Source organism: Exiguobacterium sp. s22 (genome assembly GCF_018617455.1).
Lineage (GTDB): Bacteria > Bacillota > Bacilli > Exiguobacteriales > Exiguobacteriaceae > Exiguobacterium.
In genome coordinates this window covers 40,474-65,871 of the sequence record NZ_JACSKD010000001.1, presented here as the reverse complement: position 1 = coordinate 65,871, position 25,398 = coordinate 40,474, and the positions used below count along the sequence as shown (strand labels likewise).

General features: G+C 46.9%; 24 protein-coding genes. 8 read left to right on the top strand and 16 right to left on the bottom strand.

The genetic code is table 11. The features are described from left to right. Positions 1–8 precede the first annotated feature (8 nt). The 3 genes from KNO94_RS00350 to KNO94_RS00340 form a co-directional block, all read right to left on the bottom strand. The gene (locus tag KNO94_RS00350) at positions 9–3,443 is read right to left on the bottom strand and encodes a pyruvate carboxylase (RefSeq protein WP_214776729.1); all 3,435 of its coding nucleotides are present in this window, start codon (positions 3,441–3,443) and stop codon (positions 9–11) included. Between the two features lie 36 nt (positions 3,444–3,479). Then, positions 3,480–4,715 carry an FtsW/RodA/SpoVE family cell cycle protein gene (locus KNO94_RS00345; RefSeq protein ID WP_214739919.1) on the bottom strand — a complete coding sequence of 412 codons (1,236 nt, stop codon included), beginning with the start codon at positions 4,713–4,715 and terminating at the stop codon, positions 3,480–3,482. A gap of 86 nt (positions 4,716–4,801) precedes the next feature. Further along, positions 4,802–5,080 carry an Fpa/YlaN family protein gene (locus KNO94_RS00340; RefSeq protein WP_015881276.1) on the bottom strand — a complete coding sequence of 93 codons (279 nt, stop codon included), beginning with the start codon at positions 5,078–5,080 and terminating at the stop codon, positions 4,802–4,804. A 172-nt stretch (positions 5,081–5,252) separates the two neighbouring features. On the opposite strand from KNO94_RS00340, the gene KNO94_RS00335 reads away from it, so the two are divergent. Both KNO94_RS00335 and KNO94_RS00330 read left to right on the top strand, forming a co-directional pair. Next, the gene (locus KNO94_RS00335) at positions 5,253–5,720 is read left to right on the top strand and encodes a hypothetical protein (RefSeq protein ID WP_214776727.1); all 468 of its coding nucleotides are present in this window, start codon (positions 5,253–5,255) and stop codon (positions 5,718–5,720) included. A 100-nt stretch (positions 5,721–5,820) separates the two neighbouring features. Beyond that, the gene (locus KNO94_RS00330) at positions 5,821–7,017 is read left to right on the top strand and encodes a multidrug efflux MFS transporter (RefSeq protein ID WP_214776725.1); all 1,197 of its coding nucleotides are present in this window, start codon (positions 5,821–5,823) and stop codon (positions 7,015–7,017) included. Positions 7,018–7,052: 35 nt separating this feature from the next. Here KNO94_RS00330 and KNO94_RS00325 read toward each other — a convergent pair whose 3' ends face one another. Further along, a complete protein-coding gene (locus KNO94_RS00325) occupies positions 7,053–8,366 on the bottom strand; it encodes a PhoH family protein (protein ID WP_214776723.1) in 1,314 nt (437 codons plus the stop codon). A 33-nt stretch (positions 8,367–8,399) separates the two neighbouring features. Then, positions 8,400–8,849: a PNPOx family protein gene (locus tag KNO94_RS00320; protein WP_214776721.1), complete on the bottom strand. Its 450-nt coding sequence runs from the start codon at positions 8,847–8,849 to the stop codon at positions 8,400–8,402. A gap of 114 nt (positions 8,850–8,963) precedes the next feature. Between KNO94_RS00320 and KNO94_RS00315 the strand changes: the two genes are divergently transcribed. Then, positions 8,964–9,164: a YlaI family protein gene (locus KNO94_RS00315; protein ID WP_015881271.1), complete on the top strand. Its 201-nt coding sequence runs from the start codon at positions 8,964–8,966 to the stop codon at positions 9,162–9,164. 36 nt (positions 9,165–9,200) lie between these two features. Here KNO94_RS00315 and KNO94_RS00310 read toward each other — a convergent pair whose 3' ends face one another. Both KNO94_RS00310 and typA read right to left on the bottom strand, forming a co-directional pair. Beyond that, positions 9,201–9,545 (bottom strand): YlaH-like family protein, encoded by a 345-nt coding sequence (locus KNO94_RS00310; RefSeq protein WP_214739910.1) that lies wholly within the window; start codon positions 9,543–9,545, stop codon positions 9,201–9,203. A gap of 87 nt (positions 9,546–9,632) precedes the next feature. Next, entirely contained in the window at positions 9,633–11,477 is a 1,845-nt protein-coding gene (gene typA / locus KNO94_RS00305) for a translational GTPase TypA (protein ID WP_214776719.1), read from the bottom strand. A 163-nt stretch (positions 11,478–11,640) separates the two neighbouring features. Between typA and KNO94_RS00300 the strand changes: the two genes are divergently transcribed. Next, the gene (locus tag KNO94_RS00300; protein WP_214776717.1) at positions 11,641–11,817 is read left to right on the top strand and encodes a DUF5325 family protein; all 177 of its coding nucleotides are present in this window, start codon (positions 11,641–11,643) and stop codon (positions 11,815–11,817) included. Positions 11,818–11,867: 50 nt separating this feature from the next. On the opposite strand, the gene KNO94_RS00295 is transcribed toward KNO94_RS00300, so the two are convergent. From KNO94_RS00295 to KNO94_RS00285, 3 genes are all read right to left on the bottom strand, one after another. Beyond that, the gene (locus KNO94_RS00295; RefSeq protein WP_214776715.1) at positions 11,868–13,121 is read right to left on the bottom strand and encodes an inositol monophosphatase family protein; all 1,254 of its coding nucleotides are present in this window, start codon (positions 13,119–13,121) and stop codon (positions 11,868–11,870) included. Positions 13,122–13,199: 78 nt separating this feature from the next. Next, on the bottom strand, positions 13,200–13,388 hold the full coding sequence (locus KNO94_RS00290) for a hypothetical protein (protein ID WP_015881266.1): 189 nt from the start codon (positions 13,386–13,388) through the stop codon (positions 13,200–13,202). Between the two features lie 236 nt (positions 13,389–13,624). Next, positions 13,625–13,891: a UPF0223 family protein gene (locus KNO94_RS00285; RefSeq protein ID WP_214776713.1), complete on the bottom strand. Its 267-nt coding sequence runs from the start codon at positions 13,889–13,891 to the stop codon at positions 13,625–13,627. Between the two features lie 159 nt (positions 13,892–14,050). Between KNO94_RS00285 and KNO94_RS00280 the strand changes: the two genes are divergently transcribed. Further along, positions 14,051–15,532 carry an aminotransferase class I/II-fold pyridoxal phosphate-dependent enzyme gene (locus KNO94_RS00280; protein ID WP_214739900.1) on the top strand — a complete coding sequence of 494 codons (1,482 nt, stop codon included), beginning with the start codon at positions 14,051–14,053 and terminating at the stop codon, positions 15,530–15,532. A gap of 119 nt (positions 15,533–15,651) precedes the next feature. Here KNO94_RS00280 and KNO94_RS00275 read toward each other — a convergent pair whose 3' ends face one another. Then, positions 15,652–15,957, bottom strand: coding sequence for a DUF3055 domain-containing protein (locus KNO94_RS00275; RefSeq protein WP_214776711.1), 306 nt, complete (start codon positions 15,955–15,957; stop codon positions 15,652–15,654). 74 nt (positions 15,958–16,031) lie between these two features. Here KNO94_RS00275 and aac(6') point away from each other — a divergent pair, with 74 nt between their 5' ends. Then, positions 16,032–16,481 carry an aminoglycoside 6'-N-acetyltransferase gene (aac(6'), locus tag KNO94_RS00270; RefSeq protein ID WP_214776709.1) on the top strand — a complete coding sequence of 150 codons (450 nt, stop codon included), beginning with the start codon at positions 16,032–16,034 and terminating at the stop codon, positions 16,479–16,481. A gap of 20 nt (positions 16,482–16,501) precedes the next feature. Here the strand turns inward: aac(6') and lpdA are convergent, their stop codons facing one another. The 4 genes from lpdA to pdhA all read right to left on the bottom strand — a co-directional run bounded on the left by lpdA (position 16,502) and on the right by pdhA (position 21,353). Then, positions 16,502–17,914: a dihydrolipoyl dehydrogenase gene (lpdA, locus tag KNO94_RS00265; protein WP_214739896.1), complete on the bottom strand. Its 1,413-nt coding sequence runs from the start codon at positions 17,912–17,914 to the stop codon at positions 16,502–16,504. A gap of 4 nt (positions 17,915–17,918) precedes the next feature. Beyond that, positions 17,919–19,208, bottom strand: coding sequence for a dihydrolipoamide acetyltransferase family protein (locus KNO94_RS00260; RefSeq protein WP_214776707.1), 1,290 nt, complete (start codon positions 19,206–19,208; stop codon positions 17,919–17,921). A 78-nt stretch (positions 19,209–19,286) separates the two neighbouring features. Further along, the gene (locus KNO94_RS00255) at positions 19,287–20,264 is read right to left on the bottom strand and encodes an alpha-ketoacid dehydrogenase subunit beta (protein WP_214776705.1); all 978 of its coding nucleotides are present in this window, start codon (positions 20,262–20,264) and stop codon (positions 19,287–19,289) included. 3 nt (positions 20,265–20,267) lie between these two features. Beyond that, positions 20,268–21,353: a pyruvate dehydrogenase (acetyl-transferring) E1 component subunit alpha gene (pdhA, locus tag KNO94_RS00250; protein ID WP_015881258.1), complete on the bottom strand. Its 1,086-nt coding sequence runs from the start codon at positions 21,351–21,353 to the stop codon at positions 20,268–20,270. A gap of 331 nt (positions 21,354–21,684) precedes the next feature. On the opposite strand from pdhA, the gene def reads away from it, so the two are divergent. Next, positions 21,685–22,224: a peptide deformylase gene (def, locus tag KNO94_RS00245; RefSeq protein WP_214776703.1), complete on the top strand. Its 540-nt coding sequence runs from the start codon at positions 21,685–21,687 to the stop codon at positions 22,222–22,224. A gap of 1 nt (position 22,225) precedes the next feature. Continuing rightward, a complete protein-coding gene (locus tag KNO94_RS00240) occupies positions 22,226–23,851 on the top strand; it encodes an alpha/beta hydrolase (protein WP_214776701.1) in 1,626 nt (541 codons plus the stop codon). A gap of 39 nt (positions 23,852–23,890) precedes the next feature. Here KNO94_RS00240 and KNO94_RS00235 read toward each other — a convergent pair whose 3' ends face one another. After that, on the bottom strand, positions 23,891–25,348 hold the full coding sequence (locus KNO94_RS00235; protein WP_214776699.1) for a phospholipase D family protein: 1,458 nt from the start codon (positions 25,346–25,348) through the stop codon (positions 23,891–23,893). Positions 25,349–25,398: the final 50 nt, after the last annotated feature.

Here is a 25,398-nt window from a genome sequence, read left to right as displayed (position 1 = left end):
TCTTTTGATTATACAAATTCAATCAACAAGTCGTCACTTTGTATTGTGTCGCCTTCTTTAATATGAATGGCTTTAATTTCACCATCTTGTGCCGCTTGAATCGTCGTCTCCATTTTCATCGCTTCCGTGACGAGCAACTGCTCTCCACGATGTACGCGACTACCTGGTTCGACCAATACTTTCAAAACAGACCCCGGCATTGAGGCGCCGACTTGTTTCACGTTCGAACGGTCCACTTTCGGACGGCTTGTCGTTGCCGATTTGACGTTCACGTCTTTAATCTCGATTTCACGCGGAACCCCGTTCATCTCATACGAGACGAGACGAATGCCATCCTCGTTTGGCGCACTCACTTGAACGAGTTTGATGATTAACGTTTTCCCTGTCTCGATTTCGACTTGGATGGTCTCTCCTACATTTAGTCCATAGAAGAACGTCAACGTGTCGAGTACGGATACGTCCCCATACGTCGTCGTATGTTTGACATAGTCCTCATATACCTTCGGATAAAGGGCATGGGCGAGAAGTTCAAAATCGGTGACCGGTCGTTCGAATTTCTTAAACAACTCTTCCCGAGACGATTCAAAGTCATATGGTTTGATCAGTTTACCAGGACGAACATTCAATGGTTCCTCGCCTTTTAAGATGACTTGTTGAACATCTTTCGGGAAGCCTCCAGGAGGTGTCCCAAGCTCCCCGCGCATCATTTCCACGACTGAGTCTGGGAAGTCCAGTTGATGACCACGCGTCATCACATCTTCTTCCGATAAGTTGTGTTGCACCATAAAGAGCGCCATGTCCCCTACAACTTTTGAAGAAGGAGTAACCTTAACGATATCTCCGAACAACATATTGACTCGGGCGTACATCGCTTTAACTTCTCCCCAACGATCACCGAGACCGACCGCTTTCGCTTGTTGTTGAAGGTTCGAGTATTGACCACCTGGCATCTCGTGCTCATAAACAGACGGATGCGGAGCACGCATATCGCTCTCGAACGGTTCATAGTTGTGACGAACGTCTTGCCAATAATCACTGATCACTTCATATTGCTTTGGATCGATCTTCGGTTGACGCTCGTGATGGTTGAGCGCATACACTAAGCTTCCACCCGAAGGTTGCGAAGTCATTCCGGACATGGAACTTGCGGCAACGTCAACAATGTCGACACCGGCATCTGTTGCACGAGCATATGTGAAGATCCCGTTCCCAGAGGCATCATGCGTATGCAAGTGAATCGGCAAATCGACGGCATCTTTCAATGCCGATACGAGTGCATAGGCCGATTCCGGCTTCAATAGACCTGCCATGTCCTTGATTGCCAAGATATGCGCGCCACTCGCCTCAAGTTTCTTCGCGAGGTCGATGTAATACGGAAGGTGGTACTTCGGACGGTTGCCATCATACAAGTCTCCCGTATAACAGATGGCCGCCTCCGCCACTTTTCCAGTCGGAAGTGTCGCATCGATTGCCAATTGAATCGATTCTAGGTTGTTGAGACTGTCAAAGATTCGGAACACGTCGACTCCTGCATATGCTGCTTCATGGACAAACTTCTCAATGACATTGTCCGCATAGTTTTTGTATCCGACCGCATTCGCACCGCGGAGCAGCATTTGAATCAAGACGTTCGGCATCTTCTCACGAAGCTTCATGAGACGTACCCATGGATCTTCTGACAAGAAACGATAAGCGACATCGAACGTCGCTCCGCCCCATGCCTCGACCGAGAACAATTCTGGCATGAGTTTACTTGTCGGTTCGGCGATGTTTAGGATGTCCTGCGTCCGCATACGTGTCGCAAGTAAAGACTGATGCGCATCTCGCATCGTCGTGTCCGTCAACAATAGTTCCGGTTGACGTTTGATCCAGTCGGCAAGGCCGTCCGGTCCGAGTTCCGTCAGGATTTGTTTCGTCCCTGGTTTTGCTTCAGACGGAAGACCATGTGGGATTCGCACCGAACGGCTGATCGGCTTGTCTTTCAGACCGACACCTGGGAATCCGTTCACTGTCACATCACCGATATAGTTCAACAATTTCGTCCCACGGTCTTTTCGTTTCGGGAAGACGAACAGTTCTGGTGTCTCATCGATAAACGACGTGTTGTAGTCCCCATTGATGAAGTTCGGATGTTTCATCACGTTGATCAAGAACGGAATGTTCGTCTTGATTCCACGAATCCGGAACTCGTTCAAGTTTCGAACCATTTTCGAAGCGGCTTGCTCGAACGTCATGCCGTGTGTCGACAGTTTCACGAGAAGCGAATCGTAATACGGTGAAATTTCTGCACCGACATATGCGTTTCCGCCATCAAGACGAACACCAAAGCCGCCTGGAGAACGGTAAGCCATGATTTTCCCTGTATCCGGCATGAAGTTGTTACCTGGGTCTTCAGACGTCACACGTGATTGAATGGCATAACCGAGAAGTTTGATCTCTTCTTGCTTTGGCATTTGAATCATATCGCCGTGGAGCGATTCACCTTGCGCGATCATCAATTGCGTTTGAACGATGTCAAACCCTGTCACCATCTCTGTGATCGTATGTTCGACTTGAATGCGCGGGTTGACCTCAATGAAGTAGAACGACTCGTCCTCGGTCACCAAGAACTCGACTGTACCAGCGTTAACGTATTTGACGTGTCGCATGAGTTGGACCGCCGCATCACAAATCGCTTGACGTGATGCATCAGATAAGGTCACACACGGTGCCACTTCGACAACTTTTTGGTGACGGCGCTGAACTGAACAGTCACGCTCGAACAAGTGAACGATGTGACCATGCTCATCCCCTAGGATTTGCACTTCGATGTGCTTTGGACGTTCGACGAGTTTTTCTATGTACACTTCGTCAGAACCAAACGCCTGTTTCGCTTCTGACTTCGCGCGTTCGATTAAGTCTTTCATTTCCGCTTCCGTCCGAATGACACGCATCCCGCGACCTCCGCCACCCATCGATGCTTTGACCATGAGCGGGAACCCGTGCTCTTTGGCAAATGCTTCAGCATCCTCATACGATGTAAGTGGTCCATTTGAACCTGGGATAACAGGAAGTCCAGCGGAAATGGCGCTTTGACGTGCACGGACTTTATCTCCAAACGCATGCAAATGGGATTCATGAGGACCGACGAAGATAATTCCTTCTTCACGGCAACGTTTTGCAAGCTCGATGTTTTCTGAAAGGAATCCGTATCCCGGGTGAATCGCATCACTGCCTGACTCCTTAGCGATTCGGATCACGTCTTCAATATCGAGGTATGCATCGATCGGTTTTTTATCTACACCGATCAAGTAGGCCTCATCTGCTTTAAAGCGATGTAACGAACCGCTATCTTCCTGTGAATAGACAGCTACCGTTCGAATGCCTAACTCTGTTGCCGCTCGAAATACGCGAATGGCAATTTCCCCACGGTTTGCAACAAGTAACTTTTTAATTGGTTTCAAATGAAATCCCCCCGTTAATGAAGTTTGGTTATTTTCTTACCTGACAACGTGAAGTGACGAACGTTGAACGTTTTCTTCTGACTTCACCCGAATTTCTTCTCGTCGTGTCGCTTCTCGATGACGGTTACGCATCGAGATGCTACTAAGCACACCGAGTACACCCATCATCATGATGAGCGATGTTCCCCCATAACTGACCAGCGGCAAGGTTACCCCTGTCCCTGGGAACCAACCGGACATCGCCCCGATATTGATGGCCGTTTGAATAATAATTTGTGATGCAATCCCAAACGACACGAACATCGCAAAATGACTATCCGCATGATTGGCGATATGAATCGCGCGAAACGCGATGAAGAAGAGCAGTACCAAAACCGTCAGCACACCGAAGAACCCTAACTCTTCAGCAATAATCGACATGATATAGTCGGTTTCAGGTTCTGGTAAATACCCATACTTTTGAAAACTGTTCCCGAGTCCGACACCCGTCAACCCACCATGTACGATGGAGATGATGGACATGAGCAATTGGTGCCCGTAACCTTCCGGGTCCATGAACGGATTAAATACGACCTCGATCCGGCTCCGTTGATTTTCTGAAAAGATGGTCGTAAACAACAAGAAGACAGCGCCGACCCCAGCTAATATTCCTGGTATCATGATGCGAAGTGGAGCCCCAACACCGAACCACATGAGAAGCATGATGGACCCGAGGACGAATAACCCTCCCATATCCGGCTGCCCATTGATGGCGATGGCATATAACGAAAAGTAAAAGAGAACCGGTACTAAGAAGAAGGCCCCGATTTGAGCACGCCATCCTTTTTTCGTGATGGCGGCCCGAGCGAGACGACCCGGAAGCCCTTTTAACTCGTTATTCCATAATTCATGATAGTAGTTCGCTAGCAGGATGATCAGAACGAACTTGGCAATTTCGACCGGCTGAATCGTGAATCCACCGACGATGAGCCAAGCGCGCGCCCCGTTTAACGGAGGCATGGCCCACGTGACGAACAGTAAAATGACGGATAACGCATAGAGACTGAGACGAAGTCCTTTTTTCCGAAACATCTCATAACGGAACAGCGAGGCAATCAAGTAAACAAAAATCCCAATTCCGACATAGACGAGCTGGCGATAAAACAAACTGTTATTCGCGTAATCCCCACGATTCCATACGCTCGCACTATAAATCATAATCGAGCTCAGTCCGACGAGCAAAAGCACTGACAAAAACAACGCAAAATCAAAATACCGAAACCGTGTTTTCATGTATTCACTTCCTTATGTAAAACAATCCGACAACCTTTATAAAAAAATACTCAAACAGCGCCACTTGCACAGTTTGAGTATAAGGTTCATAATTCTGAAGCTTCTGCCAAGGCAGATAACTTTTGTTCCAATGAATCGAGCAGTCCTTTACCTTCAATGTCTGAAATGAGTCCAAGACGAACCGCAAAATCAATTTGGCGCGATAGTCCAAACATATGTGTATCAAGCACCTCTTCATAAAGCGGGCACTTCGGCATTTTAAGGTTTTCTAACTGCACTTCAATCAGACAACGGATTTTTTCAGCATCCGCCTCGAGTAACTGAAGCGCTTGCTCCCGTTGGATTGCAGCCAAATTTGTCGCCACTACGACCCCTCCTCCGTACGATGACAGACTGTTTGTCATAACTCAACTGTACATTATCTTTCATCATAATTCAATGTACAGTATGGATGATTGCGACATTCTTCCTCTTTTCCATTTTAAGAGAAAGAGCGCTATAATGAAATGTGTAATGTGTATGAAGGGGGATATTAGCATGATTTTTCCGCTAGACGGATCGGTTCGACATCCTTTAACGATTGACCCGACCGTATGGATTTTTGATGATCGGAAACGAAAAATTGAAGAATTGGACGCGGTGGCAGAGAATGACCAAGAGGCCTACTATGCAAAAATGGGGAAAGCATGGGATGATGGGCTGACACAAGGGACTAGAGTCGACCATAATAAACCGATGTCTCGGCAAGACAAGGACGCGGCACTACGTGATTCATTCGCAATGCCGCTCGCACCATTTATAAATAATGCCGAACCAGTTGATTTGGCGACGCATATCCGCTTTTACGGGGAGACCGTGTTGACGATTCCACTCCATGATGCATCTCGCGTCTATTTACAATTCTCAAAAGACGGAAAGGTGCTCACGGATGGTCCTGTCTATGTCCTGTACGACAATCAGATTATCCGCCAAGTGAATCACATCACTGTGCTCAGCGGTCAATGAGAAGGGACTCCCCTTCTCTTTTTTTGGACTTTTTAGTTCACAAAGTGTAACATATAGTGTGTTGACTATAAATTGAATAAGAAAGGTCGTGACGCTTACGATGCCTCTATGGAAACGAAATTTAGTCGTTGTTTGGATCGGTAGTTTCTTGACCGCCGCTTCGATGAGTCTCGTCCTACCATTTCTCCCATTGTTCGTTGAACAACTCGGGGTAACAGACCCGGACCACGTCGTCACCTGGTCCGCCGTCGCATTTGGTGCGACATTCCTCGTGGCTGCCATCGTATCTCCGATGTGGGGGCGCTTGGCCGATCGCAAGGGAAGAAAATTGATGCTCATACGAGCTAGTCTCGGTATGGCCATCGTCATGTTTCTCATCAGCTTCGTTCAAGATGTCTATCAATTAGTCGGGTTGCGCTTACTTATGGGTGCCGTTTCTGGCTTCATCTCAGCCGGAATCACCTTGGTCGCTTCCCAAACCCCAAAAGAGAAAAGTGGCTGGGCGCTCGGTACCCTGTCAACCGGTGGCATCACCGGTGGTCTTCTCGGTCCGCTCATCGGCGGACTCCTCGCAGACTGGATTGGGCTTCGATCCGTTTTTCTCTTTACCGGAAGTGCACTCTTCCTCACGTTCTTAATCACATTTTGGTTCGTCAAAGAAGATTTTGTCCCCGTGAAACGCGAAGAACTGGCTTCAATGAAATCCATCTTTACGTCGTTACGTCATCCACAACTCGTTGTCGGATTGTTCGTGACAACGTTCCTCACCCAGTTTTCGACACAATCGATTGGTCCTTTGTTGACGTTATACGTCCGCGAACTGAATCCGCATACGACCGCTCTCGCCTTTATGGCCGGGATCGTCGCATCTGCACCTGGACTGGCTGCGCTTTTTTCTGCTCAACGCTTGGGACGATTGTCCGACCGATATGGCGCAGAACGGATTTTATTCTGGGCACTGCTTCTTTATAGCTTATTCCTGATTCCGCAAGCGTTCGTCACCTCGACGACCCAGCTGGTTCTATTACGGTTCGGAATCGGATTCGCGACAGCCGCCTTGATGCCGTCCGTTCAATCACTTCTTCGTCAGCACACACCCGTATCGGCGACTGGACGAATCTTTTCCTATAACCAATCGGCACAGTTTATGGGAAATTTACTTGGACCGCTCTTCGGGTCTCAAGTAGTGGCCCATTTCGGATTCTCTGCCCTCTTCGTCATCACAGGATTGATTATGATCTCGAATGCATTTTTAGAACGAACAAACGTTCAAGTTCTACAGTTGGATACAAAATAACGCCGAGCATCGCTGCCCGGCGTTTTTGTGTTGGTTTATAGTAAGTCGGCCGCCAATCGCGCGAGAGACGAGCGCTCCCCTTTTACAAGCTGGACGTGACCGAAGACGTTCTGACCTTTGAATCGTTCCACCGCATACGTCAATCCGTTCGAATATTCATCGAGATACGGATGGTCGATCTGATACGGGTCACCGACGAGTACGATTTTTGAGTTTTCTCCGACACGTGTGAGAATCGTCTTAATCTCATGTTTCGTTAAGTTTTGTGCCTCATCGATGATGATAAACTGGTCCGGCATGCTTCTACCCCGAATGTAGGTAAGTGCTTCAAGTTGAATCGACTTCATGCCGGCTAGAATATTTCCGAGCTCATCTTTTGAATTAGCGCTAAATAAAAATTCTAAGTTATCGTAAATCGGTTGCATCCAAGGGCGAAGCTTTTCTTCCATCTCCCCTGGCAAGTAGCCAATATCGTTCCCCATCGGCACGACCGGGCGAGCGACGACGAGTTTATTGTAACGTTGCTCGTCCTCAACGAGTGAGAGTCCTGCCGCTAAGGCAAGAAGCGTCTTCCCGGTACCGGCTTTCCCAAGTAAGGTGACGAACGGAATGTCATCTCGAAGCAATAGATCGAGCGCCATCCGCTGCTGGACGTTTCGTGGATGAATTCCCCAAATGTGATCTGCATCAAGTGCCAGTGGTCGTAAAATCGGTTGAAGCGAATCGACCACAGCAAGCGCACTCGCTTTCGAGACGTTACTTTTCAAGACGACGAACGAGTTAGGGTACAATGTCTGTTTCGTCAATGCGGATGTCGGAAGTTGACGCACCTTATAAAATTCATCGATGAGTGTCTGATCGACTTCAATTTCTCGATAGCCGGCATACAAATCCGTCGTATCGACGATATGATCGGTCAAATAATCTTCTGCATCGATTCCCATGGCGTCCGCTTTGACGCGGACTAATATATCTTTCGAGACAACGACGACTCTATGGCTCGTGTCATGCTCGTATTGTTTCATTAATCCTAACGCTACCATTAATATGCGATTATCATTCGTCATGACATCGAACGGAATATCGACCTGGTGTTGACCGATTTCGACAAACAGACGCCCCCCATTTTCAAGCGGAACGCCGTCATGGAGTTTCCCTGTCGTCCGGAGTTGGTCGAGGACACGTGATGTTTCTCGGGCGTTACGCCCGACCTCGTCCATGTTTCGTTTTTTACCATCAAGTTCTTCTAAAACAATGGCCGGAATGACCACGTCATGTTCTTCGAATTGAAATAAGGATAGCGGATCATGGAGAAGTACGTTCGTATCAAGGACATACGTTTTTTTCATAGACTTTGCCGCCCCTCGAATATAGGATAGTATTCAAGAATGAAGACTTTCTTTCACTTCACGGTCAAGCTTTTCCGCCGCACGAATATCGTATGTTTTCGTGATTTCGGGCTGTGCGTATGTTGCACCGTAAAATGAGATGTTCCTCACTTCTTCGACATGTCCTTCAAAAAAACGAAGATGAAGGCTCGGTTTGATGGATGGCTCAAACTCTCGGATGGATGATAGTAGAACATGATAAGATTGGCCGTCTTCGATAAAGATGAGACCAGCCGTCTTTTCGGTTGTCAAGATGGTAACGATATGCGAGTTTTTTGTTAACGCAAATCGAATCGTAACAGCGTCGAGTGCTTGCACCCAACTGATCGCGTGACTGATTGGCCAACGCTTCGCTTCATCAAAACCGACGAGAAATGTTAACGGCATATCGTTTAATAATCGCTCTTGCTCGGACGTCAATTCAAACGTAGCCTTACTCGCCATTCAACTCCCCTCCTTTAACCGGGTATGGTTGTACCATTCTCCCTTACCGATTCAATTCCCTGCTTTTCACAGATGAAATCATGCTATACTCAACGTATAGAGGAAGGTGAAAAGATGCGTGTGAAATGTTCTCTTTGCGATAAAGTCGAAACGATCGACTCATGGTCGTTTGAAGCAAAACGCTTGCGTAACAAACCGGCTAAAACGTATATGTGTCAAGAGTGTCAGGAGCGAATCAGCGAACGAACGGCTGAACGCGCCGCATCTGGACAATTCAAGTTATATCCTACATTTCGACAAAAACGAAACTGGTAATGCAAACGGGCGCCTCCGAAGAGACGCCCGTATTTTTTATGATTCCATTGCACCTTGACGACGGTTCCACCAGAGACGACCACGATAAATAGCCAGTACGACGGCCATCACGAGAAGAACTTCTGGAATTGGCCATGTGAAGAAAACGAGTGCCATCGTTCCCGCTCCAAGTGAAAGAAGAATATAGACAATGAGCGATTTCCACCATGCCAATTGTTTTGCGAATCCCAGTTTGAATACGAGAATCGTCAGTAAGATGACCACGACGACGAGTGCATTGAACCCGACCGAGAAATCGTTCGGATTACTGCCGACACCAAGCATCGAGGCGATCCACGGAACGTCAATCTGTGTGATATCGATTGTTTGAGAAGCTTTCAAGTCAAAGAGTCCCCCTTTATTTCATACACATCCATTCTACACTATTCCATGCAAAAGGGAACGCCGAAGCGTTCCCTTTCTGCTAACTTATTCTTTACCAAGTTTACGACGCTTGTCTGCTTTCTCGCGTTCGTTCTTGTTCAAGATTTTCTTACGGAGACGAATCGACTCCGGCGTGATTTCACAGTACTCGTCATCGTTCAAGAACGTGAGCGACTCTTCGAGTGAGAAGACGCGTGGACGTTTCAAGACTTGTGTTGAGTCTTTTGCAGATGCACGCATGTTTGTCAATTGCTTCCCTTTAACGGCGTTGATGGCAAGGTCGACGTCACGGTTACATTCACCGATAATCATTCCTTCATACACATCTGTACCTGGTTCGATGAAAATCGTTCCACGGTCTTCAAGGGCACCGATCGAGTAAGCCGTCGACTTCCCGTTTTCGATACAAACCATGACACCACTGCGACGTCCACCGATGTCAGCTGCGATATAAGGACGGTACTCTTCGAACGTATGGTTCAAGATTCCGTATCCACGTGTTGCCGATAAGAATTCGTTACGGTAACCAATCAAACCACGTGATGGAACGATGAATTCCATACGAGTCTGACCGTTGTCGTTCGTGTTCATGTTGGCGAGTTCACCTTTACGGAGACCGATTGACTCCATAACTGAACCTGTATATTCTTCTGGCACATCGATGATGACACGCTCGAACGGCTCGACTTTCGTACCATTCTCGTCTTCACGGATGATAACTTGTGGTTTCGATACTTGGAGTTCATAACCTTCACGACGCATGTTCTCGATCAAGATCCCGAGGTGAAGCTCACCGCGTCCTGATACAATCCATTGGTCTGGTGAATCTGTGTTTTCGACACGGAGTGAAACGTCCGTCTCAAGTTGTTTCATTAAACGCTCTTCGATTTTACGTGCTGTCACGAAATCGCCTTCGCGTCCTGCAAACGGAGAGTTGTTCGTCATGAAGCGCATTTGAAGTGTTGGCTCATCGATGCGAAGGAGCGGGAGAGGCTCTTCTTTACCGACTGGTGTGACAGTTTCACCGACGTTGATGTCTTCCATACCAGCGATGGCAATCAAGTCACCAGCTTTTGCTTCTTCGATTTCGATACGTTTAAGTCCGAAGTAACCAAATAGTTTCGTGACACGAAGTTGTTTCACTGAACCATCTGTCTTACAGAGCGATACTTGCTCACCGACTTTAATTTTCCCACGGAAGACGCGACCTACACCGATTCGGCCGAGGTAGTTGTCATAGTCGAGCATTGTTACTTGGAACTGAAGCGGCTCATCAGAGTTATCGATTGGAGCCGGTGTGTTTTCAAGAATCGTATCGAGTACGTGTGTGATTGTTTCTTCTTGGTTTGCTGGATCAGGATCGAACGAACTTGAACCGCTGACTGCTGACGTATAGACGACAGGGAATTCAAGTTGATCTTCATCTGCGCCAAGGTCAATCAATAGGTCGACAACTTCGTCGACAACGTCAAGTGGACGAACCATCGGCTTGTCGATTTTGTTGACAACGACGATTGGACGAAGTCCTTGATCGAGAGCTTTCTTCAATACGAAACGAGTTTGTGGCATACAGCCTTCACGTGCGTCGACAACGAGAATAACGCCGTCTACCATACGCATGATTCGTTCTACTTCCCCACCAAAGTCTGCGTGTCCTGGCGTATCAACGATGTTGATGCGTGTATCTTTATAATCGATTGCCGTGTTTTTCGCGAGAATTGTGATTCCGCGCTCACGCTCGATATCGTTTGAGTCCATTGCACGTTCTGCGACTGCCTCGTTCGTCCGGAATGTACCAGACTGTTTTAATAATTCATCAACTAACGTTGTTTTACCGTGGTCAACGTGAGCGATGATGGCTACGTTACGAAGGTTTGTTCTTACGTTCATGTAGTTATTCCTCTCTTATTTAAAAAGTTTCAGCTTTTCTTCAACTTTAAGAGTATAGCACACGTCACAGTACCTTTGTCGAGTGGAATCGACTGTGAACGTTTTCATCGGCCGTTTTTTATCATACAATAGGATGGAGAAGAGAAAATAAGGAGGAGTCTCCATGCAAGCTATGTTTCTATTCGTCGCGTTGGCTGTCGTCGCCGGCTTTGTCGGTATCGGAATCGGTGTGGCCGAAGGAAGTACTGCGATTATCTTAGGCAGTCTCGCATTAAGTGGCGTCGCGACATACTTTGGTATCCAATTGCGTCGTCGCATTCTTTCAGACCGTCAATCATAACGAACAAGGGTTACTCTGACATGATGTCGGAGTAACCCTTTTACGTGAAGTTATAACGGACGAGTCAAGCAAATTCGGTCTCGTAAAAGGAGCCCATCTTCTTCGATGACGTCATATCCATGATTAGGGAAATAATCTCGCTCTACCGAGTCAAATCGGAATCCAGCTTGTTGATAGAAACGTAATTGCATGATACTTGAGTTCCCGGTACAGACGAGTAGTTCGATTCCTCCGATAGAAGCAGCTCGTTTTACCGCGTCTTGAAGCATTCGCTGACCGATTGTCTGGTTTTGACGTTCCGGCTTCACTGCGATATTAACGAGCTCGATTCGTCCCGATTCATGTGTGGCCAACATATACGCACCCACGATGTCACCACCGAGTAGCGCTTTAAACGTCCGTCCTGTTTGAAATTGCTCTCGGACCATCGCTTCATTCGGATTCGCTAAGATGAGAAGGTCACGGACTTCTTCATACGACTCATGTTCGACAATCCGAAGATCCGGTTTCGCTTCTGCGGTCACGCCTTTTGCGATGACATAATGTTTGATGACATCGTTCACGAATGATTCGCTCCCCGCCAATACTGACGTCTTTCCTTCGTAGCGGATAGGTTCGCCATATAAAGAAACGACGCGCCCTCCTACTTCTTCCACGAGTAATTTACCAGCAGCATAATCCCACGGCATATTACGCATCGTGATATAACCATCGACGCGCCCTGCAGCGAGCCAGGCAAGTTCGAGCGAAGCGGCACCATGAGCCCGCGTCCCAATGGAATCTCGCACAATCGGAGCAAGGATTTCCGGAGCAATTTGATGGTTCGGCGTGACCCACGTGGCGTTCATGCTTAAAAAGGCATCCCGCACGTGATGTTCATGAATGGTCGTCAATGTTCGGCCATTAAGCGTCGCGCCATATCCTCTTCGAGCCATAAACATCTCATCTGCCATGACGTCATAGACGAACCCATACTCCACGACCCCATCGATCATGATGGCAACCGAAATGGCAAACATGCGTTTTTGATGGATGAAATTCAATGTCCCATCGATCGGGTCAACGAACCAGACCGTCCCCGTTAATCGTTCTGGTGAGTCTGTCGTGCCTTCCTCTCCCATAATTTGATGGTTCGGAAAATTTACTTGGATGCGACGAACGATGAGTTGTTCTACCGCCCGGTCGATTTCAGTGACCAAGTCCCCTTTTCCCGTTTTTCGTTCCACTTCATAACTTTGATCAATCTCGCGACGAATCAACTCTCCCGCCTGCTTGATCAAGTCGACTGCAAACCATTCTATCATCTATGATCACCTCAACTGTATTGTACCAAACAAAAACCAGTATCCGCTCGGAATACTGGTTGAATGTGTGTGTAATGGTTAGGCTTCGAGACGCAATAATTCTTGGCGGTACTTCTCTAACCGATGCTTGCTAGCCTGAACTGTAGCATCATCTTGTGACGCCATCGCATCGAAGAGAGTTGCCAATTCATAATCAATCTCCAAGCGCAGCACCGGGATCCGTTTTTCTGCGTCTTTTCTTTTGAATGCCTCAATCACTTGTTTCATAAGATGCCACACTCCTTTTGTTGGGCTACAAGTTACGGTTTAATGAGTTGAATTGAGTATATCAGATAAAATTCGAAAAAGAAAGAGAATTGTCTGACTATTTTGAATTTTTTATCTTAATGGATATATTCCCAATTCCGAGGCCTCTAAACCTCAATTCGTGTTAAAGAACTGTACCCGATTTATAGGAGAAATAACAAAAAAGCATGCCGGAATTTGCTCGGGCATGCTCGGTCTTACAATTTAATCATTTTACTCGAGGACTTCATGGCCGCTTGAACCGTACGATACGTGGAATAACCAGTCTGTTCGTCGTGAACCGCGTTCAGTTGTTTCTCCTCCGACTTAGATGTTACGATTTGCTTGAAGGCACGGTACGAATCGAGAAACACTTCCCGTTCGACACCACCTTCATTCGCTTGAGCGACGACGTTATAAAACTCGACGACATCAATTAGTTCATCTGTCGTCCAATCAGGGTTGATCGGATAATTGATTTGCATATTGTTCACCTCGTCACTCATTGTATCAACAAAAAAAACTATTGCAAGTTACGCTAGAAATCTCTATAGTTTTTTTGTTGCTTGTTTTTTCAAAATCAACATATATCAGAACATGATTATTCATCCTATAAATAAACTGATTCCAAGGGGGACTTACGATTGAAATTAAAAGGTGCTACTCAGCTCGAAACGCCACTATTTGACACGTTGCTTGAACATGTCGACTCGAACCCAATTGCCTTCCACATTCCTGGTCATAAAAGCGGGAAAGGAATGGACCCGGAGTTTCGTGACTTTATTGGCGAAAACGCCTTAAAAATTGACTTGATTAATATTGCCCCACTCGATGACCTTCATCATCCGAAAGCGGCAATCGCTGAAGCGGAACGCTTAGCGGCAGAGGCGTTCCGTGCTGATGAGACCTTCTTCTCTGTTCAGGGAACGTCGAGTGCGATCATGGCGATGATTATGGGGGTCGTTGGTCCGAATGAAAAAATCATCGTACCACGTAACGTCCATAAATCTGTCATGTCTGCGCTCGTCCTAACAGGAGCTCACCCGGTCTTCATCCACCCAGAGTTCGACGAGACGTACGGAATTGCACACGGAATCACAGCAAGTGCCGTAGAACGTGCGCTTGAACTTCACCCAGACACGAAAGCCGTACTCGTCATTAACCCGACCTACTTTGGTGTCGCCGGAGACTTAGAGCGCATCGTGTCCGTCGCGCACGCGCAAGACGTTCCTGTTCTCGTCGACGAGGCACACGGTGTTCATCTCCCGTTCCACGATGAACTCCCACTTTCTGCGATGCAAGCCGGAGCAGACGTGGCCGCGACGAGCGTGCACAAACTTGGTGGTTCGATGACGGGTAGTTCGATTTTAAATGTTCGACGTGGACTTGTTTCTCCAGAACGAATCCATGCGATGCTATCCATGATCACAACGACATCTACATCCTACTTGCTCCTTGCTTCACTTGATGCGGCGCGGCGACAGCTTGCGACGAAAGGTCATACGATGAACGAACGGGCACTCGACCTTGCTCGTATGGCTCGTACGGCCATCAATCATATGCCGAACTTGTCTGTGTATGGACATGCCGAACTACATTCTGAGTCGACATACGCCCTCGATGAGACAAAAGTTCTCGTATCCGTTCGTGAGCTCGGTGTGACAGGATTTGAAGTCGAGAAATATCTTCGTGAGAAACATCGCATCGAAGTCGAGATGTCCGATTTATTGAACGTACTCTTCATCGTTACGTCAGCAGATGATGAGTCAACGATTCAGGCATTGATTGACGCGATGCGTGACGTCGTATCTGTTTATCAAACGTCAGGAAATGATTCATTATCGATCATGCTTCCTGAAATTCCACCACTAGCACTCAGCCCACGCGATGCATTCTATGAAGAGACGGAAACGATTCCACTCGAGAATGCTGTTGGACGTATATCAGCGGAATTCATCATGGTGTACCCACCAGGGATTCCAATCATCATTCCAGGTGAGTTGATTACGACGTCGACACTTGAGTACATCATGGCCAACATTGAAGCTGGACTCCCAGTTCAAGGCCTTGAAGATGAGTCGCTTCAGATGATCAAAGTCATCCAACAAACGAAAGCGATTCGCTAACCAAAAAAACGAGCCGGTCATCGTGACCGGCTCGTTTTTTATGTCATCACAGAAAAGGTGGCTGTAGATGATCGAATTGCTTCCCCTACTGACCATTATAAGAAAACGCTTACATTTTTTCAAGCATCAATTTCTTCAGATGCTTCTGTTTTTTCGACCAAACAAATTCGTAAAAATTCCGCGACATGTTCCGTGTCATTCAAATTGATGCCAAGCATCGGATACAATTGACGCGGTTCTTCAAGGGCATGTACATCAAGAAGGGCCGATTGACCCGTTTGCATACAGACGACTAACACCTTGCCCATGAATTGGTGTGTATAAACGAAACCAAAATCATAACGGGCGGCTTCCGTTTCAATCCCCGTAAATCGTACGCGACTCGTCTCAGATACGGTATATAATAACTCCTCATCGAACGCCATCAGGATTCCCTCCCTTCTCTCTTCACAAGTATTTTCCTTTATACTACAAGTACGAAACCTAAGGAGAGATGAGAATGAAAATTGAGTATGCCACACCATCAAATCAAGAAGCACTCGTGCAGTTGATGCACGAACTATGGCCCGACGCTCCCATTGAAGAATTACGGATGGAAGTCAAACTCGGCCTCGTTTCAAAGAACATGCACTATTTCATCGCCTCCTCCGACACAAAAGCGATCGGATTTTGTCAGCTCAGCTTCCGCCATGACTATGTGCCAGGCTCCACCACTGCCCCGACAGCGTATGTGGAAGGAATCTATGTCGCCGAGTCAGAGCGCCATCAAGGTGTTGCCTCTCGTTTGGTCGACGCTGCGTCAACCTTCGCAGTACACCACGGCTGCAAAGAGCTGGCATCGGATACCGAGCTTGAAAACAAAGATAGTCAACGCTTTCACGAGAAAATTGGATTCAAGGAAGTCGAGCGTGTCGTCACCTACATTAAAAACCTCTCCCACGAGTCGTGAGAGAGGTTTTATTGACGTTCTTATTTTACAACGTGGATTGGCATACCCATTGCGATTTCAGCAGCTTCCATTGCCATCTCACCGAGTGATGGGTGAGCGTGGATTGTAAGTGCGATATCTTCAGCAGTCATACCAGCCTCGATTGCAAGACCAAGCTCAGCGATCATATCTGATGCGCCAGTACCCGCGATTTGAGCACCGATCAAGAGACCGTCCTCTTTGCGTGTGATGAGCTTCATGAAGCCGTCTGGCTCGTCAAGTGCAAGTGCACGACCGTTCGCTGCGAATGGGAATTTCGAAACTGTGATTTCGAGTCCTTCTTCTTTTGCGAGTGGCTCTGTGTAACCAACAGTTGCGAGTTCTGGATCTGTGAAGACAACTGCAGGGATTGCAGAGTAGTCGAGGTAAGCTGGCTTACCTGCTGCTGCTTCCGCTGCGATTTTCGCTTCGTAAGATGCTTTGTGTGCAAGTGGTGGTCCAGGAACGATATCACCGATTGCATAGATGTTTTCGTTCGATGTTTTACACTGGTCATCGATTTCGATGATTCCACGGTCGCTGATTTTAACGTCCGCGTTCTCAAGACCGATGTCGCCTGTGTTTGGACGTCGACCAACTGTGACGAGGACGTAGTCCGCTTCAACAGATTGCTCTTCACCGTTTACTTCAAACTTAACAGTTACGCCATCTTCCGTTTCTTCGACACCTTTAGCAAGTGCGTTCGTGTGGATTGTGACGTTCCCTTTTTGTTTGAGTTTCTTCTTAACGATTTGCGTCATTTGTGGTTCGAAACCAGACAAGATGTCGCTAGCGCCCTCTACAACGACAACTTCTGTATCGAAGTTAGCGTATGCAGTACCGAGCTCCATACCGATGTAACCGCCGCCGATGACGACGAGTTTTTTCGGTACTTCAGGAAGTGCCAATGCGCCAGTTGAAGAAAGGACGCGTTTTGACCATTTGAACGATGGAATCTCGATTGGTGTAGAACCAGTCGCGACGATCGCTTTTTTGAATTTGTAAGGAGTTGAGCTGTCTTCTGTGATGACACGAACTGTGTCTTCAGAAGCGAAGAAAGCTTCACCTTGAACGATCTCAATTTTGTTCCCTTTGAGGAGACCTTTGACACCGCCAGTCAATTTGTTAACGACTGACTGTTTCCAGTCTTGAACTTTTGAGAAGTCTACTGACACGTTATCAGACGAGATACCCATTGAGTCATGTCCTTTAGCGTGTTGGAAGTTGTGTCCTGCTGTGATCAACGCTTTCGATGGGATACATCCGACGTTCAAGCAGACACCACCGAAGTTGCCTTTCTCAACGATTGTAACTTTCATTCCGAGCTGTGCGCCACGGATTGCGGCAACGTATCCACCAGGACCGGCACCGATGACAAGCAAATCAGTTTCTTGTGCGAATTCTCCTACTACCATGTTCTTATCCCTCCATCATTAGAAGTGCTGGGTCTTCGAGCAAGCGTTTCACCATGTTAAGAGCGTTTTGTGCAGTCGCACCGTCGATAAGGCGGTGGTCAAAGCTGAATGAAAGTGCAAGTACTGGCGCTGCAACGATTTCACCGTTTTTCACGACAGCTTTCTCAGCGATACGGCCGATACCGAGAATCGCAACTTCTGGGTGGTTGATGACAGGTGTGAACCATTGTCCACCAGCAGAACCGATATTTGTAATTGTGATCGATCCGCCTTTCATGTCTTCCCCAGCGAGCTTACCTTCACGAGCTTTGCCTGCAAGTTCGTTAATGTTTGTAGCAAGTGCATAGATTGATTTACGGTCTGCATCTTTTACGACTGGTACAACGAGTCCGTTGTCCGTGTCAGCTGCGATACCGATGTTGTAGTAGTTTTTGTAAACGATTTCTTCGTTTACGTCATCGATTGAAGCGTTGATTGTTGGGAAAGCTTTTGCTGCAGCAGTCAATGCTTTCACGACGAATGGCAAGTACGTAAGTTTCACGCCTTGGTCAGCCGCGACTTGTTTGAAGTCTTTACGGAGTGCAACGAGTTTTGTAACGTCGACTTCGTCCATGAGTGTAACGTGTGGTGCAGTGTGTTTCGAGTTAACCATCGCTTTCGAGATGGCTTTACGGATTCCACGGATTTTCTCACGTGTTTCAAGTTCAGGAGTCGCTGACTCGTAAGGCTTGATTTCCGTTTTAGCAGCTGCTGCTGGTGCTACAGAATCTGTTTTCTCTGTTGTAGCTTCTGCAGACGGTGCTTCACCGTTCGCGAATGCATCGATGTCTTCTTTCAAGACGCGACCGTTGTCGCCAGAACCGTTTACTTCACGGATGTCGACACCTTTTTCACGTGCATATTTACGGACAGATGGCATTGCGATGACGCGTTCAGATTTGTGAAGTTGAACGTCGCGTGGCGCGTCTTCTTTCACATCTTCTTTTACGTCTTCTGTCTTCTCTTCTGCTTTTGGTTGTTCAGGAGCTTCTTCTTCTCCTGCTGGTGCATCGCCTTCGATGTCAAATGTAATGAGGATGTCGCCGACTACAGCAACTGTACCTTCAGAAACTTTGACTTCTTTGACTGTACCGTCGACTGGAGCTGGGATTTCAACGACTGCTTTGTCGTTTTGTACTTCTAAAAGAACATCGTCCTCTTTGACCGTATCCCCTGCTTTTACGAACCACTTGACGATTTCACCTTCATGAATACCTTCACCGATATCTGGTAATTTAAATTCAAATACTGCCACTGGTTTTTCCTCCCATCAATTCATCATGTAAACACGACAAGGGAGACAATTCTCCCTCATCGTTTATTCGACACGATCTTAGAAGTTCACAACTTCCTTAACTTTTGCAACGACATCTTTATGGTCAGGTAACCAAATGTCTTCACCTTGTGCGAATGCGAAGACTGTGTCTGGTGCAGTTACTCGAAGAACTGGTGCTTCGAGGTGAAGAATTGCGCGTTCTTGAATTTCAGTTACAACGTTCGCCGCGATACCTGCTTGACGTTGTGCTTCTTGAACGACGATTGCACGACCTGTTTTCTTAACAGATTCTACAATTGTGTCGATATCAAGCGGGCTCACTGTCATGAGGTCGATGACTTCTACGTTGATGTTTTCTTTTTCAAGTTCTTCCGCTGCTTTAAGTGAAGTGTGTACCATCGCACCGTAAGTGATGATTGAAACGTCTGTACCTTCACGTTTCACATCTGCTTTACCGAGTTCGATTGTGTAATCACCTTCAGGTACTTCGCCACGGAAAGAACGATACAATTTCATGTGCTCAAGGAACACGACTGGGTCGTTGTCACGGATTGACGCGATCAACAAACCTTTTGCATCGTATGGAGTCGATGGAATAACGACTTTAAGACCAGGTGTCTGAGCCATCAAGCCTTCGAGGCTATCTGCGTGAAGCTCAGGTGTCTTAACGCCACCACCGAATGGTGAACGAATCGTGATTGGTTGGCTGTAAGCGCCGCCTGAACGGTAACGCATACGTGCCATTTGAGCTGCGATTGAGTCAAATACTTCGAATACGAATCCGAAGAACTGAACTTCCATGATTGGACGGAAGCCAGTAAGACCGAGACCGATTGCAAGACCACCAATCCCTGATTCAGCGAGTGGTGTGTCGAAGACACGGTCTTCGCCGAGTTCGTCTTGGAGACCTTCCGTCGCACGGAATACCCCACCGTTTTTACCAACGTCTTCTCCGAAGAGAAGTACTTTCTCGTCGCGTTTCATTTCAACGCGCATCGCATCAGTAATCGCTTGGATCATTGTCATTTGAGCCATAACTTACTTCGACTCCTTTGCAGTATATTCTTCAAGCTGTTCTTTCAAGTTTGAAGGAAGTTCTTCGAACATGTTGTTGATGAAGTCCGAAACTTTTTGTTTTGGTTCTTTGTCAGCTTGGCTGATCGCTTCTTTTACATCAGCTTTCGCTTGCTCGATCACTTCGTTTTCCATGTCTTCGTTCCAGAGTTTTTTGTTCTCGAGGAAGAGACGGAAGCGTACGAGTGGATCTTTTTCTTGATACTCTGTGTCGAGTTCTTTTGTACGGTAGCGTGTTGGGTCATCCCCAGCAAGCGTATGTGGTCCGTAACGGTAAGTGAGTGACTCGATAAGTGTTGGTGTTCCTTCGAGTGCGTCAACGCGAGCTTGTTGTGTCGCTGCGAGCACTGCGAGAACGTCCATTCCATCTACCTGAATTCCGTTGATTCCAGCTGCAACAGCTTTTTGCGCGATCGTTTTAGCTGCAGTTTGCTTTTCAACAGGAGTTGAGATAGCGAAACGGTTGTTTTGAACGACGAAGATTGCTGGCGATTTGAATGCACCTGCAAAGTTCAATCCTTCGTAGAAATCACCTTGTGATGAGCCACCGTCACCTGTGTAAGTAATGGCGACATTTTTGTTGCCGTTGCGTTTGAGGCCCATTGCCACACCCGCAGTTTGAATGATTTGTGCACCGATGATGATTTGCGGCATCAATACGTTGACACCTTCAGGGATACGGTTTCCTGCCACGTGACCACGTGAGAACAAGAACGCTTGATAAAGCGGAAGTCCGTGGAATACGAGTTGTGGAATATCACGGTATCCTGGAAGAATCCAGTCCTCTTTGTCGAGCGCGTATTGCGTCCCGATCATTGTCGCCTCTTGACCAGCCACTGGCGCGTAGAATCCTAAGCGACCTTGACGGTTAAGTGAGATTGCGCGTTGGTCCCAAATGCGAGTATAGACCATGCGGCGCATGAGTTCCTGAAGTTGCTCGTCCGTTAGGTCAGGCATTGCGTCTTGGTTGACGACCTCACCCTTCTCGTCGAGAATACGGAACGTTTGGAAGTTTTCTTCCACGTTTTGAAGTACCTGAACGTTGTTCATTCGTTTCACCTCATCCTTTCAACTATGAGACAATTGTCTTTTTTGTGATCAAACACTATCTCAAATCTTACGTGTATCTGTCCAAAAAAGCAATCTGTATTAACGTGATTCAGAAAAGTTATACTTTCCTGCCGTTTCCTTGTTAGTATAAAACGGGTTGTTACAATAACGCAAAAAATATGCTTGTCAAAATAAAACGCTTACATTCAAGGGTTATGACACCCATTTTACCTCTGTATTATTTTCGTTTCACCTTCTGTACCATCCACATTCCATCCTCGTTAAATATGATATAATCAATCATATACGTTAGATAGAAAGGAAGTTGTGTATGTTAACCATGAAAGATGTCATTCGAGAAGGTGACGAGCGACTTCGCGCTCGTTCAATCGAGGTACCGATTCCGCCAACAACAGAAGATTTGGCTTTACTCGACGAGATGGAGACATTCCTCGTCAATAGTCAAGACCCTGAGATGAGCGAAAAATATGAGTTACGAGGCGGTGTCGGCATCGCCGCGCCACAACTCGGAGTGAATCGTCGATTCTTCACGGTCCTGCTACAAGAAGAGGAAGAGACCTTCAAACTCTCCATCTTCAATCCTAAAATCACAAGCCATTCCGTCGAACAGACATTTTTAAACGGTGGCGAAGGCTGTCTCTCGGTCGATCGCGTGGTCAAAGGAAATGTACCTCGTTTTCGTCGAATCACGTTAGAAGGGTTCGATCGTGACGGGAAGCCAATCAAGCTTCGCTTGCGTGGCATGCGCGCCATCGTATGTCAACACGAACTCGATCATTTAGATGGGATCATGTTCTATGATCGCATCAATACGTCGAATCCGTTAGAAACATACGGCGAACCGATTTAACATGGTTAGCTCGAGAAAAAGGGCACTGTTGTTACTATTCCCATTTTTATTTCTTTTAATCGGTGGATGTGTGCGAATCAATTATGATGCGACCGTCCACTACGACCAATCCGTTTCGCTCGAAACGACTTATGCGTTCCGTGATCATCCTGTCATGAAATTACTCAATCTCAGGCTCGACTGGGATACTTGGAAAGAGCGGGCTGAGGAGAATGGATATGAGACGGAAGATTATTCGAGTCCTGATGACTACGAGGGTATGGTCTTAAAGAAAACATTTAAAAATGTGGACGAGTTGCAACAGATTAAAGAAGAATGGAAAACGGGACCAGCCGGTATCCTGGTCCCCCCAGATATCAAGTTTGATATTGAGCAACGTGAAGGTATTTGGTTTGATTCTTATACTTTACAGACCAACCTTGATCTTCGACTCGATCAAGTCAACTTACCAGGTGTCGAACTGTCGGGCTCGCCTAAAAAATTAGCTGAACGGTACATCCGACAAGCTGATATTCGTTTTAACCTGAATGTACCGACCGGTGTTTTTGTGGAGGATGGGACGGGCCTTGACATCCGTTCGATGAAACACGTGGAGTGGCAAGTATACGGTGGTCGACAAAACAACTTGAAGCTTGTCGCACACGTACCAAATGTTAAAGCGTGGATTGTGACGATCATCGTCCTCGTTGTCGCAGTCGTACTCGCCTACTTTATTTGGCGCAAATATCGACGAAACATCGGCAACCCCCGGAAGACATCGATCCGTTCACGATTACTCGGCTTATTGATCGTTTCGCTCTCCCTTACGTTGATTGTCGTAACGTTCCGACAAGAGTTGGCAAATGAACGGCAATCGGAAGCGATTCGCCAAGCGGCTCAAACGAACGAATTCATTCCTACGTTCGCCGTACATGGATTACTGGGAACAGACCGAACATTCCTACGTTTCTCACAATCGATGGAGCAGAGTGGACTTGCAACAGACGGTGCCCTATGTACCGTGACTGTCAAAGGGAAGACGGATTGTGAAATTTATGATTATAGTTCAACACGCCCTATCGTCCGAATTGAGTTCGAGGATGCGGAAGCTTCACTAAACAATCAAACGAAATGGTTAAATACAGCCATTGAAACGTATAAAAAATCGAGAAATCGCTCCTTCGACCGAATGTATATCATCGGGCATAGCATGGGTGGTGTGGCAGCCGCTAACTATATCTTGAACCAAGAAACGTATATCGTTGATAAGTTTGTGACGTTCGATAGTCCGTTTGGAGGTACACGTCTTGCGAACTTCGGTCTATCCGCCAGTAATTTTGGCATCAATACGGGGAGTCCAGCCATCCGTGACTTATCGCCAAATTCGGATGGATTAAAAGCGTTTCAATCTAAACTCGAGACATGGCCCCGTTCGGTACAAGTCCTCTCCTTCTCCGGACGAGGCGGTGAGTTTAACCTCATCGAGCCATCGAGTTCTCTCTTGCTCGAAGAGTATACGAACAATATTCAAACCGAGACCGTCCCTTACGACCATTTCTCGCTTCATCGTAAGAGTGACGTCTTGAAAGAGACCGGAAAATTTTTATATGAATATACGAATGAGTTCAATCCGATCGAGACGAATTAACGTCAAAACAGCTATCCCCAATTTGAGGATAGCTGTTTTTTAGTACGTCATCGTCCATGTCACTTTTTGAAGCCAATACATGATGTATTTCCCAAGAGGCACATCGGTTTGAATATCGTCATATGCCACAGTGTACGTTCCATTCTCGTTATTCCATAAACGAGTGAAATACTCATCTACTTCATCAAAGAAAGCTGTACTCTCTTCTCCTTTTACCTCGACGTCTGCCTCGAGGTTGTAATCGTTCATATTTCGTGTCGTATAGTTCCCAGAACCTAATACAACGGTCTTCTCCTCTCCATCCAAATATAATATTTTCGGATGATATTGCTCTTTACCGACGTCATACCAACGGATTTCGATTTGTTCTGGATTCACTGTATTTAGCTCTGCCGTAACCGGCAAGTTCGGTAAACCCGATTTCGATCGACCGAACGCATTCGTGTTCGGGTCTAGAATCAAATTCACTTTCACCCCTCTAGCGGCAGTATCCTCGATGGCTTGGATGATATTCCGGTCTGCCAAGTAGAACATTCCAATCCAAATGGTGTCCCCATCGTCCGCCCCATTCATCGCATCAAGTACGGATTCCTGGATTTTCCCTTCTGTGACGTACCGGATCTCCATCGGCGTTTCAGACGGCTCTTCTTCAGTCTTTGCTAACGCCTCTTCATCCGGGAATCGACGAGCATCCCCTTTGGAGAACGTCGCAACAGCCTGCTCTCCCTCCGCGATTTCTTTTAAAATCGGTCCTTTCAGATGAACTCCGACATTCGAATGGTATCCACTGGCATCATGCGGATTGGCCGACAGCACGAACCCTTCATTTTCTGTGACCATCACCTTACGATGGTTCGCCTTAATATTTAGAAGTCTTAAATAGGCACGAACCGTAATGTCTGGTGCCGATGAGGCCATCGGATTAGGTAGCCAACCTTCCTCGCCGTCTCCGAACCATTGAATGGCCATCCGATAAAATGTCGAATATAAAATATTCGGGTCGCGCATGGCGTCAAGATTCGTATAGACGATTTCTGCTCCCGCTTCCTCGAGCACATCAAAGTGTTCGGAAACATGTCCACCGTATGTTGTATTGATTTCGTCCGTGATAAAGACGACTTTCAAGTCTGGATACCGTTCCATTTGTTCCAATAAGGCCGATGATAATCGCGCCGTGATATCCGGGTATTGTCGATCTTCGTTCGAATACGGATTAAACAAGAAAAAGTCCATGACGATGTATTCCTTTGCTTCATGAATCGCTCGTTCCACTTCTTTGAAAATCTCTTGCTCAACGATTTCAGTATCCTCTCCTTGGTACGTCAAATCATGGAGAAAATCAATCTGGTCATCCGTAATGAGATACGAATCAGATTGTCGTGATACGCCTTCTGGTAATGGTTTCACTTGATGATACACAAGTGTGATGAGAAAAATGACCGCAATGATTGCGGCTCCCCACTTCAACCAACCTTTCTTCCCCTTTTTCTTAGCCATAAGCTCCCCCTCCTACGTTGCGGTGAAAAAAACGGGCTGTAGTTTCCTAC

Excerpts from the sequence above, each read along its gene's own strand:
- KNO94_RS00345 (WP_214739919.1), bottom strand. The coding sequence starts at position 4,715 with ATGAAAACACGGTTTCGGTATTTTGATTTTGCGTTGTTTTTGTCAGTG.
- KNO94_RS00335 (WP_214776727.1), top strand. The coding sequence starts at position 5,253 with ATGATTTTTCCGCTAGACGGATCGGTTCGACATCCTTTAACGATTGAC.
- KNO94_RS00330 (WP_214776725.1), top strand. The coding sequence starts at position 5,821 with ATGCCTCTATGGAAACGAAATTTAGTCGTTGTTTGGATCGGTAGTTTC.
- KNO94_RS00325 (WP_214776723.1), bottom strand. The coding sequence starts at position 8,366 with ATGAAAAAAACGTATGTCCTTGATACGAACGTACTTCTCCATGATCCG.
- KNO94_RS00320 (WP_214776721.1), bottom strand. The coding sequence starts at position 8,849 with ATGGCGAGTAAGGCTACGTTTGAATTGACGTCCGAGCAAGAGCGATTA.
- KNO94_RS00315 (WP_015881271.1), top strand. The coding sequence starts at position 8,964 with ATGCGTGTGAAATGTTCTCTTTGCGATAAAGTCGAAACGATCGACTCA.
- typA (WP_214776719.1), bottom strand. The coding sequence starts at position 11,477 with ATGAACGTAAGAACAAACCTTCGTAACGTAGCCATCATCGCTCACGTT.
- KNO94_RS00300 (WP_214776717.1), top strand. The coding sequence starts at position 11,641 with ATGCAAGCTATGTTTCTATTCGTCGCGTTGGCTGTCGTCGCCGGCTTT.
- KNO94_RS00295 (WP_214776715.1), bottom strand. The coding sequence starts at position 13,121 with ATGATAGAATGGTTTGCAGTCGACTTGATCAAGCAGGCGGGAGAGTTG.
- KNO94_RS00290 (WP_015881266.1), bottom strand. The coding sequence starts at position 13,388 with ATGAAACAAGTGATTGAGGCATTCAAAAGAAAAGACGCAGAAAAACGG.
- KNO94_RS00285 (WP_214776713.1), bottom strand. The coding sequence starts at position 13,891 with ATGCAAATCAATTATCCGATCAACCCTGATTGGACGACAGATGAACTA.
- KNO94_RS00275 (WP_214776711.1), bottom strand. The coding sequence starts at position 15,957 with ATGGCGTTCGATGAGGAGTTATTATATACCGTATCTGAGACGAGTCGC.
- lpdA (WP_214739896.1), bottom strand. The coding sequence starts at position 17,914 with ATGGTAGTAGGAGAATTCGCACAAGAAACTGATTTGCTTGTCATCGGT.
- KNO94_RS00255 (WP_214776705.1), bottom strand. The coding sequence starts at position 20,264 with ATGGCTCAAATGACAATGATCCAAGCGATTACTGATGCGATGCGCGTT.
- pdhA (WP_015881258.1), bottom strand. The coding sequence starts at position 21,353 with ATGAACAACGTTCAGGTACTTCAAAACGTGGAAGAAAACTTCCAAACG.
- def (WP_214776703.1), top strand. The coding sequence starts at position 21,685 with ATGTTAACCATGAAAGATGTCATTCGAGAAGGTGACGAGCGACTTCGC.
- KNO94_RS00240 (WP_214776701.1), top strand. The coding sequence starts at position 22,226 with ATGGTTAGCTCGAGAAAAAGGGCACTGTTGTTACTATTCCCATTTTTA.
- KNO94_RS00235 (WP_214776699.1), bottom strand. The coding sequence starts at position 25,348 with ATGGCTAAGAAAAAGGGGAAGAAAGGTTGGTTGAAGTGGGGAGCCGCA.